Source organism: Pseudomonas bubulae (assembly GCF_037023725.1).
Taxonomy (GTDB): domain Bacteria; phylum Pseudomonadota; class Gammaproteobacteria; order Pseudomonadales; family Pseudomonadaceae; genus Aquipseudomonas; species Aquipseudomonas bubulae.
Genome location: NZ_CP146077.1, coordinates 3,456,831 through 3,468,163 on the forward strand (window position 1 = coordinate 3,456,831; position 11,333 = coordinate 3,468,163).

Annotated in this window: 9 protein-coding genes; 4 read left to right on the top strand and 5 right to left on the bottom strand. The window is 58.2% G+C overall.

Annotation, left to right across the window (positions count from 1 at the left end; all coding sequences use genetic code 11):
• Positions 1–2: 2 nt before the first annotated feature.
• From V6L81_RS15735 to V6L81_RS15755, 5 genes are all read right to left on the bottom strand, one after another.
• Positions 3–1,358 carry a TolC family outer membrane protein gene (locus tag V6L81_RS15735; protein WP_338660126.1) on the bottom strand — a complete coding sequence of 452 codons (1,356 nt, stop codon included), beginning with the start codon at positions 1,356–1,358 and terminating at the stop codon, positions 3–5.
• A gap of 13 nt (positions 1,359–1,371) precedes the next feature.
• Complete coding sequence (locus V6L81_RS15740; RefSeq protein WP_222434747.1) at positions 1,372–2,682, bottom strand: HlyD family type I secretion periplasmic adaptor subunit; 1,311 nt, start codon at positions 2,680–2,682, stop codon at positions 1,372–1,374.
• 17 nt (positions 2,683–2,699) lie between these two features.
• Positions 2,700–4,442, bottom strand: coding sequence for a type I secretion system permease/ATPase (locus V6L81_RS15745; RefSeq protein ID WP_338660127.1), 1,743 nt, complete (start codon positions 4,440–4,442; stop codon positions 2,700–2,702).
• A 121-nt stretch (positions 4,443–4,563) separates the two neighbouring features.
• Positions 4,564–4,953, bottom strand: a complete 390-nt coding sequence (locus V6L81_RS15750) for an AprI/Inh family metalloprotease inhibitor (protein WP_095018535.1) — start codon at positions 4,951–4,953, stop codon at positions 4,564–4,566.
• A gap of 57 nt (positions 4,954–5,010) precedes the next feature.
• Complete coding sequence (locus V6L81_RS15755; protein WP_338660128.1) at positions 5,011–6,453, bottom strand: serralysin family metalloprotease; 1,443 nt, start codon at positions 6,451–6,453, stop codon at positions 5,011–5,013.
• 659 nt (positions 6,454–7,112) lie between these two features.
• On the opposite strand from V6L81_RS15755, the gene V6L81_RS15760 reads away from it, so the two are divergent.
• From V6L81_RS15760 to V6L81_RS15775, 4 genes are all read left to right on the top strand, one after another.
• Positions 7,113–8,141, top strand: a complete 1,029-nt coding sequence (locus V6L81_RS15760; RefSeq protein ID WP_095000621.1) for a LacI family DNA-binding transcriptional regulator — start codon at positions 7,113–7,115, stop codon at positions 8,139–8,141.
• A gap of 83 nt (positions 8,142–8,224) precedes the next feature.
• Positions 8,225–9,007: a TIM barrel protein gene (locus V6L81_RS15765; protein WP_338660129.1), complete on the top strand. Its 783-nt coding sequence runs from the start codon at positions 8,225–8,227 to the stop codon at positions 9,005–9,007.
• Positions 9,000–9,971 carry a sugar kinase gene (locus V6L81_RS15770; protein ID WP_095000148.1) on the top strand — a complete coding sequence of 324 codons (972 nt, stop codon included), beginning with the start codon at positions 9,000–9,002 and terminating at the stop codon, positions 9,969–9,971. Before V6L81_RS15765 ends, V6L81_RS15770 begins: the two co-directional genes overlap by 8 nt.
• Positions 9,972–10,019: 48 nt before the next feature.
• Positions 10,020–11,315 (top strand): MFS transporter, encoded by a 1,296-nt coding sequence (locus V6L81_RS15775; RefSeq protein ID WP_095018532.1) that lies wholly within the window; start codon positions 10,020–10,022, stop codon positions 11,313–11,315.
• Positions 11,316–11,333: the final 18 nt, after the last annotated feature.

Consider the following 11,333-nt stretch of genomic DNA (forward strand, 5'->3'; position numbering starts at 1 on the left):
AATCAATATGCTTGCCCCGGCGCGATAAACGCTTCATCGACCCGTGCCAGGTCCTGTGCGCCCAGGGTGCCTGCGTAAAAATGCAGCTTGGTCCAGGCCAGCAGATAGTCGTAACGGGTTTGCGCAAGGTCACGCCGCGTGCTGTACAGCTGCTGCTCGGCGTTTAGCGCATCGAGATTGACCCGCTCCCCGCCCAGAATGCTCTGACGGGTCGATACGACCAGCGCCTCGGCTGAAATCAGCGCTTTTTGATAAGCCCGTAGTTTGCTCACGCCCGACTGGCAGGCATTGAACTGGCGTCGCAGTTCGATAAGGGTTTCACGGGTTTTGCCTTCCAGCTCGTACTCCACTTGGGCCAGATTGCTGCTGGCTTGACGCACCGAAGCCGACACCCCGCCCCCTGCATACAGCGGCACACTGATTTCAATGCCGATGGTGTTGGTGTCGTAGCGCTGGTTGTAGGTGTTGCCACTGTCGGATTCCATCTTTCGCACGCTGGCATAGGCATTGAGTTTGGGCAGATGCCCTGCCCGGTTGCGCTCAACTTCGTACCTTGCCACTTCCAGCGCCTCACGCTGCGACGCCAGTATCGGATTACTCTCCAGTGCCATTTCATGCCAGCTCGAGAAACTCCCCGGTTCCAGCGGCAATGAGCTGAAACTGCGGGTCAATGGCGTCAGCTCATCGATATCCAGGGTGGCCACGCCAATCAACGCGCCCAGCTCGCGCAAGGCCGCATCCTGTTCGTCATGGGCCTGGATTTCCTCGGCAGTGGCCAGCTCGTAACGCGACTCGGCTTCAAGAATGTCGGTGCGGGTGCCCTCGCCCTGGCGAAACATGTGCTCGTTTTGCCGAAACTGCTGCTCATAGGCTTTTTTCTTGGCCCGGGCATTGTCGATCTGGTCTTGCGCAAACAACGCCTGGGTGTAATGGGTCAGCACCCGCACCAGCAGTTCCTGACTTTTGCTGCGAAATGTCTCATCGGCAAACAGCGACTGGGCCACGCCTTTACGGTAATTGGCGTACGCCTCGTAATCGATCAATGGCTGCTGCAAGGTCAAGGTCGAGCCATAACTGTTGTAGTTGCGGTCGTCGTGGGTATTGCCACGCTCATTCAAATAGGTGGCCTGGGAGTTATTACGGCCTTTGTTGTAGTTGTACGAGAGTTTGGGCAGCAGCCCGGCACGACCAATATTGCGACTCTCCAAGCCCGCGTCCCGCGCCTTGATGGCGGAGAGGAACTCGGGATCATTGCGCAAGGCCTGTTCATATACCTGAAACGGCCCCAGTGCCTGTGCGCTGGCTGCGAGGCCCGCCCACAGCGCGAGGCCCAGGCCCAACATCGAAACTGTTTTCATAAATTGCAGCATCCTAGCGCTCAGTCAACGCAGACCCTGCGCGATCCAGCAGCGGTTTAAACAGGTAATTGAGCAGCGAGCGCTCGCCCGTGCGTACAAACATCTCGGCCGGCATGCCAGGTTTAATCACCAACCCGTTGAGTTTCTCCAGCGCCTGATCACTCACCGAACTGCGCAGCACGTAGTACGGCATGCCGGTTTTTTCATCGAGCAACTGGTCGGCGGAAACCAGGTTGACCTGCCCCGACACACGCGGTGTGCTGCTTTGATTGAATGCCGTAAACAGAATATCCACTGGCAACTGGCTGCCCACCCTGTCCACCAGATGCACCGGCAGGCGTCCCTCGACCTCAAGGCGGGTGCCCTGCGGCACGATCTCCAGCAGGGTTTCGCCCGCCCGCACCACCGCGCCTTCGGTATGCACGCTGAGGTTGACTGCGATGCCATCAGCTGGCGCAGAGATTTCACTGTGCTGCAGGTCAAACCCGGCCGAAGTCAGTTGCTGCTCCAGGGTCAGGGTTTTGAGCTGGGCATCGGCCAGTTGGCTACGCACTTCCTTCTGATATTCATCGATGTGCTGCGCCAGTTTGAGCCGCGACTCCACAATACCCTGCTCGATACGCCCGCTTTCACCGGCGTTCTGCGCCAGATCCTGCTGCACCTGTGACAGCTGCCGCTCGTATTCCATCAGGCGATTGCGCGGGATATAACCTTTTTCAGCCAGGGGGCGCAGGTTGCTCAACTGCTGGCGCAGGGAGTCGGCCTGCGCTATTTGATCGCTGCGCGCACGACGCATACCGTCCAGTTGCCGGGTTGCGCCTTCGACACTGGCCTTGAGCCCGGCCTGTTCACGGGCAAAGGCTTCGCGCCGGCTACTGAACAACTGCTGCTGCCCCTCCAGTACCAGGGCCAGCCGAGGGTCAGGGTCCAGACTCAATTCCGGCGGAAAACTCACCCGTGCCAGGTTGTCACGCTCGCTTTGCCAGCGCGCCTGGCTGGCCCAGGCCATGCGGTACTGCGCGCGCAAGGATTGCACGTCAGCTTCAACCTGGGTCTGGTCCAGTCGAAACAATACCTCGCCCTGACGTACTGTCTGGCCCTCGCGCACCAGAATCTGGCTCATCACTCCGGCACCCAACGACTGCACGGCCTTGCGCTTGCCCGAGACCACCACCGTACCCTGTACCGGTATGCCTTCGTCCAGCGGTGCAAGGCTGGCCCAGAGAAAAAAGCTGCCCGCTCCGACCAGGGTCAGCACCCAGCCTGCCCGCACGTAAAATCCCGCCCCGCGCTCGCGCACGGGCGGTTGATTGTGGTCATTCATCAATCCAGCGTCCTTGCTCATGCTTCAGCACTCTGACGGTTGATACTGGCCGCCTGCGGCGCGGCGTGTTGCTGCTGGGCCCCGGACAAGGCTTTGAGCACCTCGGCACTTGGCCCGAACACCTGGCAACGACCTTCATTGAGTACCAGCAGTTTGTCGGCCTGGGCCAGCGACGCCGAACGGTGCGTCACCAGCACCACGGTGCAGCCCTGCACCTTGAGGTGAGCAATGGCCCGGGTCAGGGCTGCGTCACCGACGGCATCGAGGTTGGAGTTGGGTTCATCCAGCACCACCAGCCGCGGATTGCCATACAAGGCACGCGCCAGAGCGACCCGCTGCTTTTGCCCGCCCGACAGGCCGCTGCCCTCGTCACCCAGAACCGTGTCGTAACCTTGCGCCAAACGCAAAATCATCTCGTGAACCCCGGCCTGCTGCGCCGCAGCGACCACCTGCCGGGGATCTGCCTCACGAAAGCGGGCGATATTCTCGGCAATGCTGCCGCTGAACAGCTCGATGTCCTGGGGCAGGTAGCCGATATGTGGGCCTAATTGATCGCGGTTCCACTGGTGAATGTCCGCGCCATCCAGGCGCACCGTGCCCGCCAGCGTCGGCCAGACGCCTACCAGTACCCGCGCCAGGGTCGACTTGCCCGAACCCGACGCACCCAGCACACCGAGCACCTCGCCGGCATTGAGGCTAAAGCTGACCTGATGCAAGGTGGGCAGGCGCTGTCCCGGCGGTGCCGCACTGACCTGTTCAAAGCTCACCTGACCCATGGGGGCTGGCAGCTGCATGTTGTCTTCACTGGGCGGATGCTCGCGCAACAGACTGTCCAGGCGTTGATAGGCCAACTTTGCCGAGCTCCATTGCTTCCAGACAGCGATCAACTGATCGATGGGGCTCAGCACACGGCCCATCAAAATCGAACCGGCAATCATCATGCCCGCGCTCATATCACCGTTGATCACCAGCAAGGCACCCAGGCCGAGCACCAGTGACTGCAGGCACAAGCGCAAGGTTTTACTCACCGAACCAATCACTGCGCCGGTGTCACTGGCCTTGTTTTGCTCGGCCAGAAATCGCGAATGCAGGTTAAACCAGCGTTGACGCAACACACCCAGCATGCCCATGGCCTGAATGGTCTCGGCATTGTGCAGGTGGCTGGTAGCCAATTGGCTGGATTGTTGGGAGTACAGGCTGGCCTGGCTCAGGGGCTTGCGCGTCATCACCTCATTGATGCACGCCAGGGCTATGAGCAGCAGTGCCCCAGACGTCGCCATAAGACCGAGCCAGGGACTGAACAGAAAGATCACGCACAAATAGACGGGAAACCACGGAGCATCAAAGAAGGCGAACAGCGCCGGACCGGTGACAAACTGGCGGATCAGGGTCAAATCCCCCAATGCCTGCCCGGCGTGGGCCTGGCCGCTGAACAGGTTGCGCTCGAACGCGGCGCGGTACACCTGTTGGTTGAACCTGCGCTCCAGCTGGCTGCCGATGCGGATCACAATAAAACTGCGGACCGTTTCAAGCATCCCGATAAAGATGAAAAAACCCACCACCATGAATGACAGCATGGCCAGCGTTGTTGTGTTCTGTGACGACAGTACCCGGTCATACACCTGGAGCATGTAAATCGATGGCACCAGCATCAATATATTGATCAGGGCAGTAAAGCAGCCCACGCTGACCAGAATGCTCTTATAGTCAGCCAGTGCATGTATCAACGGCGCAACGGTGCTGTTTTTCAATCGCCTCATGAATCGTCCTTGATCGATAAGTACGGCTTTCGCACATAAATAAAACTGACAGGCGCACTTGCGCCGCTCCTAACAGGGGGCGCCCAGCCTCGCGCGATTGAAGTTACAATTTCAGTACAACTTAATGATTGCCACGCACCATCACCAACACTGTTTCGGGTTTGATCTTTGCTTCATAGTGACCGGGCTCAATCCGGTTCATATGCACCAGTGCTGTTCCATCCTCGCCCATCAGAAACAGACCGTCCGGTGTTGGTGACCAACTTTTTGGCACTTCGCCCAACCATGTTTTCAAACACTTCACTTGCGCACTGAAGGTTTTATGTTCGGCAATCAACTGCACCTTGCAGGCCTCTTTTGCATCGCCCTGCAGGTAAAACGTCCAACTGCCCGCCAGTTGTGCGGGGCTCATCAACAGCAAGGAATTGGCCATGGCGCTCTCTGTGGTAAAAGTCAGCAGTGCGGCGATACACCCCACTGCCCTGAATAAACGGTATGCCAAATGACTCATGATTTCAGGCTTCCTGGCAGAGGGCAGCGCTTGCGCGCTGCCCGTGTACCGGCAGGCTTAGACAACGATGTCGTAAGTTGCCACTTGGCCCACAGTGTTCACCAGGAAGTCGGCAACGGCATGACCGCTGAAATCGACCGCAAAGTGGCCCAGGTTGCTGGCCGTGTCATAGCTGACAATCGCTTCACCGGCACGGCCGGTAAAGGCCTCGACAAAGTTAAGCCCGGCCAGCTTGGTGATGGCCGATACATCAATTTTGTCGATACCGGACTGGAAGTCCATGATGATATCGGATGCACCCGGCGCAGAGTCAGACACCGCGCCAAACACAAACACATCTGAACCCGTACCGCCCCACAAGGTATCAGCACCGCCGCCGCCATAGATAATGTCGTTGCCGGCGCCGCCCTTGAGCACATTGTCAGCGCTGTTGCCGATCAGCAGATCGTTGCCCGAACCGCCAATGGCGTTTTCCACGGTGACGCCCTGGGCAATCGACACGTTGCCGGTCATGCCGCCAACATCGGAGAACGAACCGGCGGTGAGGTTGATCTTCTGGTTCTGGCTAAAGCCGGAGAAGTCCAGGGTGTCGTTGCCGCCACCGTCCCACACCGAGAAAATCAGCTTGGAACTGGCAGACGTCGCGCTGTAGAAATCACGATCGGCGGTGGAGTTGAAGCCATAGACCGTATCGCCAGCGCGGGTTTCGAGGTTGGCGCCATAGAGTTTCTGCACCGCCGCAATATCATCCAGCAATGGCGCAGAGGCGTAAGCACCTTCGCCACTATTGGTGAAATGCTGGCCGGTGTTGCTTTCACTCCAGTAGCTCATAACACTGTAGGCACGGGTGTCTTCGCCATACACCGCATCCCGGTAGGTCGGGTTGCCATTGCCGGCGTTGTAGTCACCCGGGTGCGACAGGCCCAGTGTATGGCCGATTTCATGGGTCAGGGTCTGGCGACCATAATTGCCTTCACCCGGGGTCTTGTTGACCGCATAATCCTTGTTGATCAAGTACCACGACTCACCCTTGCGCGAACTGCTGGGTAGATAGGCAAACGCCGCACCGCCGTTACTTGCACTGAAATTGGCAAAGGTCATGTGGCCATCACCGCCACGGACTGCAGCGCCTTCAGTGAAGGTCACCTTGGCCACATCGGCCCAGGATTCCAGCGACAGCTTGGCCTGCTCTTTCTGCAGCGAGGAGAACTGGCTGAAAGTGCCCAGGCCACGGGTCGCGTAACCCACCGGCGGTGCCGTGAGAAACGTGTAGGTAAGGTTGATCACACCGTCGCCGTTGAGGTCGTGCCAACTGGCGCCGGAGCGCGTGAGCTGATCGGCGGCCTGGTCGGTAGTGAGCGAAGGTTTGCCATTGACCAGATGATCACCACGATCATAGAAATGGCTAAAGTTATCAATCTGAGTGAAGGCAGAACTGCTGGCGCTTGCCGCTTGTACCTGGCCAACGGACAGTGCCGCTTTCTCTTTAAGTTTCGACATGTAAACATTTCCTTGTTTAGCAGTAGAAAGTTTATTGACAGACCACGACGACCCCTTGGCGAGATCGTCCTATCACTCGCCGTTTATGGCGGAGCAAAACTGACACAACCTGAAATATTTAGTCCAGTACTTTTTTACGGCTTATTTGCGCAAACGGCGCAAGTTCCCGGAAACATTGAATACTTGACCGGCAGTATTTTTTTATCCGTTATCGACCACTAACTGACTGCCTGGTCTAATTATAAAAAGTTAAATTAAACGGCTTCCCGTTCGTCTCTAACCTGGGCCGAAAGCAGATTGATATAACACTCGTCATATAACTTTCTCACCACGGCAACTTCTCGATTTTTATATGTGCAACGTCGCTAACTGACAAGTTTGCGTCGCAACTAGCAAGTTGCCTGATCGTTGTAGCCGCTGAGGCGCGAAGCGCTCGTAAAACCGGCAATTTCGGTATGTCTGAGAGGTCGAGCGGCCTGGTTCTACGACTGCTGCGCAGCCGATCGCAGCCTCGCTTCGCTCCTCAGCGGCTACAGGTCCGGGTATCCCTTAAAACCATTGTCACTTGACGTCATCAGGGTATTTGGGTTTCCATGAAACCGGTTTCAGCGCCCACCCGCGAAATCGCCTGCGATAACACCAATAAAAGGTTTCAGGCCGTGAACAGTTTTTCCGCAGCTCAACGCTCCCGCGTAACCATGCTCGATGTTGCCCAGCGCGCCGGCGTCTCCAAGGCCAGCGTGTCACGCTTTATCGGCGAAGACCGCGCCTTGCTCTCCGTAGCCATCGCCGAACGGATCGAGCGCGCCATCAATGACCTGGGCTATCGCCCAAATCAAATGGCCCGTGGCCTGAAACGCGGACGCACACGGCTGATCGGCATGCTGGTGGCCGATATCCGCAACCCCTACTCCATTGCCGTCATGCACGGCGTCGAAACCGCCTGCCGTCTGCACGGTTACAACCTGGTGGTGTGCAATACCGACCGTAATGACGAGCAAGAGCGTCAGCATCTGGCAGCGCTACGCTCCTACAATATCGAAGGATTGATCCTTAACACCCTTGGCCATGACCCTGACGCACTACAAGAACTGCATCAGGAAATGCCCATCGTGCTGATCGACCGCAAAGTCGAGCAACTGCATACCGATCTGGTCGGCCTCGATAACGCTGACGCGGTGCGCATGGCTGTGGAGCATCTTGAGCAGCAGGGCTATCGCGATGTGCTGATGGTCAGTGAGCCGGTCGATGGCACCAGTTCGCGAATCGAGCGCATCGACAGTTTTACCCGCCAGTTGGCTGCGCGCCCTGCCCTGCACGGCGCCGTAGTAAAAACCGGTACAGGCCTTCGCGCTGCCATCCAGACCTTTATGCAAGCACCCGGCCACGGCCCCAAGGCCATATTTTGTGCCAACGGCCTGGCTGCGCTGGCTTGTACCCAGGTGCTGCGCGACTTGAATTGCCGCTTGTTTGAAGACGTGGGCCTGATTGCCCTGGATGACCTGGAATGGTTCCCGCTGGTGGGTAACGGCATCACTGCCCTGGCCCAGCCTACGCAACAGATCGGTGCCAGCGCTTTTGACTGCCTGCTTAAACGCCTGGGCGGTGACAAATCTGCACCCCTGGCACTGGATTTTGCCCCTCAATTGATTGTTCGCGGCTCAACCCGATCACCCATGACTGCCTGACACTTTACCGGCTGACAACCTTGACCCGGTTACCGGCCGTTTGATGCACAACAAAATGAAACCGGTTTCAGAGAATAATGACAATGACTACATTTCCCGTTTCCATCAGTTTGTCGAGCTACGGTGCCGATCTGGTTCGCCAGCGCGGCCAGGCCAGCTTTATTGAAGTGTTGGCCAACGCCGGTGTGTCACGCATCGAACTGCGCGAAGAACTGCTGACCACAGAAGATCCGACCACATTCAGCCAGGCCATGCAGGATAACGGGCTTGAATGCGTGTTCTCATCGCCACTGGAACTGTGGGAAGCCGGGCAATCGCGGCCCAATACCCAACTGCTGGCCACCTTGCAGCGCGCCCACGCTTTCGGCGCCCAATGGCTGAAAGTGTCACTGGGCTATTTCACCGAACACTGTGACCTGCAAAACCTCGCTGCCCTGCTCAACCAGCAACCTGTACGCCTGCTGGTAGAAAACGACCAGACGTCCTACGGTGGGCGCATTGAGCCCATGCAGCGTTTTTTCGATCAGGTTGAACAACAGCAAGCGCCAATCAGCATGACCTTCGATATCGGCAACTGGCACTGGCAGGATCAGTCAGCCAGTACCGCAGCCCGCTTGCTGGGCCGCTACGTCACCTATCTGCACTGCAAAGGCGTGAGCCGTCGCCCGGACGGCAAACTGGTCGCCACACCGCCAACCGACACCGACCTGCAGCACTGGCAGCACCTGATGACCCATATGCCCCACGGTCTGACCCGGGCCATCGAATATCCGCTGCAGGGCTCGGATCTGGACGGCTTGACCCAGGAACACGTCGCCGTACTGGCGCGCTTGAGCCAAAAACAACAGGAGTTGAGCCATGTCTAAGGTCGATGTGCTGTCGTTTGGCGAAACCATGGCCATGCTGGTGGCTGAAGAAACTGGCGATCTGGCCCTGGTCGAACGGTTCCACAAACGCATCGCCGGGGCGGACAGCAACGTGGCCATTGGCCTTGCGCGACTGGGCTTCAATGTCGCCTGGTTGAGCCGAGTGGGCGCGGACTCCCTAGGGCGCTTTGTACGCCATGCACTGCAAGCCGAAGGGCTGAACTGCCAGTACGTGACCACTGATACGCAACATCCCACGGGCTTTCAGTTCAAATCCCGCGTTGACGACGGCAGCGACCCACAGGTGGAGTACTTCCGCCGGGGCTCGGCCGCCAGCCATATGGACCGCTCCGTGCTCAACCCGCAGTTGCTCGGCGCCCGCCACCTGCACGCCACCGGCATACCGCCTGCGCTGTCGGCCAGCTGCAATGAACTGTCCTTTGAGCTGATGAAGTCGATGCGCGCAGCAGGTAACAGCGTGTCGTTCGATCCGAATCTGCGCCCATCGTTGTGGGCCAGCGAACAACAGATGATTCGCGACATCAATGCGCTTGCTGCCCACGCCGACTGGGTACTGCCGGGCTTGAGTGAGGGCCGGCTACTGACAGGTTTTGAAGACCCGTCCGATATCGCCGCCTTCTATCTCGATCAGGGTGCTGAAGCCGTGATTATCAAACTGGGGGCCAAAGGCGCGTTTTATCGCACCGCCCAGGTTGAGCAGTTTGTCCCGGCTGTGCCGGTGGCCAACGTTATCGACACCGTGGGTGCCGGTGATGGCTTTGCCGTCGGGGTAGTCAGTGCCTTGCTGGAAAATCTCGGTTTTGCCGAGGCCGTACAGCGCGGCAACTGGATTGGCAGTCGCGCCGTACAGAGCCGCGGCGATATGGAAGGCCTGCCCACCCGCGACGAATTGAACCACTACAACGCGCTGCACGCGCCTCTTGAAACACCGCTATCTGCTTGACCTGTCACCTGCTGCGAAAAAACAAAAACAAGCTCAGGAGCACCCTCTATGCAATCCCTAAAACTCGCCGCCCGTCGTTGGTGGTACATCATGCCGATCGTGTTTATCACCTACAGCCTGGCGTACCTTGACCGTGCCAACTACGGTTTCGCAGCTGCCTCAGGAATGGCCGAAGACCTGAACATCACTCCCGGGCTGTCGTCGTTGCTGGGCGCGCTGTTCTTTCTTGGCTATTTCTTCTTCCAGGTACCCGGGGCGATCTACGCCCAGAGAAACAGTGTGAAAAAGCTGATTTTTGTCAGCCTGATCCTCTGGGGCAGCCTGGCCACATTGACCGGCGTGGTGTCCAACGCCTACTGGCTGATTGTTATCCGTTTTACCCTCGGAGTGGTTGAAGCCGCCGTAATGCCGGCCATGCTGGTGTACCTGTGCCACTGGTTCACCCGTGCCGAACGTTCGCGGGCCAACACCTTCCTGATCCTGGGCAACCCGGTGACCATGTTGTGGATGTCAGTGGTATCGGGTTATCTGGTGCAGCATTACAGCTGGCGCTGGATGTTTATCGTCGAAGGTCTGCCTGCAGTGCTTTGGGCCTTTATCTGGTGGCGCCTGGCCGATGACCGTCCAAGCGAAGCCAAATGGCTGAGCAATCAGGAGAAACAAGACCTGCAAAGCGCACTGGATGCCGAGCAAGTGGGCCTCAAGCCGGTGAAAAACTACGCTGCAGCGTTCCGTACGCCCGCCGTTATCCTGCTGGCCTTGCAGTTTTTCTGCTGGAGCATCGGCGTCTACGGCTTTGTCCTGTGGCTGCCTTCGATTCTCAAGCAAGGCGCGCAGATGGACATGATCGAAGCTGGCTGGCTCTCGGCCCTGCCCTATTTGGCAGCCGTGATTGCGATGCTGGTGGTGTCCTGGGGCTCGGACAAAATGCAAAAGCGCAAACGCTTCGTCTGGCCACCGCTGCTGATCGCGTCTGTGGCGTTCTACGCTTCCTACATGCTGGGCGCTGAACACTTTTGGTGGTCCTACGCGCTCCTGGTCATTGCCGGGGGCTGCATGTACGCCCCTTATGGTCCGTTTTTCGCCATCATTCCGGAAATCCTGCCCTCCAACGTGGCCGGTGGTGCCATGGCGCTGATCAACAGCATGGGCGCACTGGGTTCGTTTGCCGGTTCGTACCTGGTGGGTTACCTGAACAGCTCCACCGGCTCGACGGGCGCATCGTTTCTGTTGATGAGTGGCGCGCTGATGATTTCGGTACTGCTGACCCTCATGCTCAAACCCGCTGCCAAAGACCCTGCTGCGCCGCAACACAGCACCTCGCAACGTCTGGCCCACTCTTGAATTCAATGTCGGTGAATC

Bases quoted from the DNA above. Each gene is read 5' to 3' on its own strand.
- V6L81_RS15745 (WP_338660127.1), bottom strand. From the start codon at position 4,442: ATGAGGCGATTGAAAAACAGCACCGTTGCGCCGTTGATACATGCACTG.
- V6L81_RS15735 (WP_338660126.1), bottom strand. From the start codon at position 1,358: ATGAAAACAGTTTCGATGTTGGGCCTGGGCCTCGCGCTGTGGGCGGGC.
- V6L81_RS15755 (WP_338660128.1), bottom strand. From the start codon at position 6,453: ATGTCGAAACTTAAAGAGAAAGCGGCACTGTCCGTTGGCCAGGTACAA.
- V6L81_RS15740 (WP_222434747.1), bottom strand. From the start codon at position 2,682: ATGAATGACCACAATCAACCGCCCGTGCGCGAGCGCGGGGCGGGATTT.
- V6L81_RS15770 (WP_095000148.1), top strand. From the start codon at position 9,000: ATGTCTAAGGTCGATGTGCTGTCGTTTGGCGAAACCATGGCCATGCTG.
- V6L81_RS15750 (WP_095018535.1), bottom strand. From the start codon at position 4,953: ATGAGTCATTTGGCATACCGTTTATTCAGGGCAGTGGGGTGTATCGCC.
- V6L81_RS15765 (WP_338660129.1), top strand. From the start codon at position 8,225: ATGACTACATTTCCCGTTTCCATCAGTTTGTCGAGCTACGGTGCCGAT.
- V6L81_RS15775 (WP_095018532.1), top strand. From the start codon at position 10,020: ATGCAATCCCTAAAACTCGCCGCCCGTCGTTGGTGGTACATCATGCCG.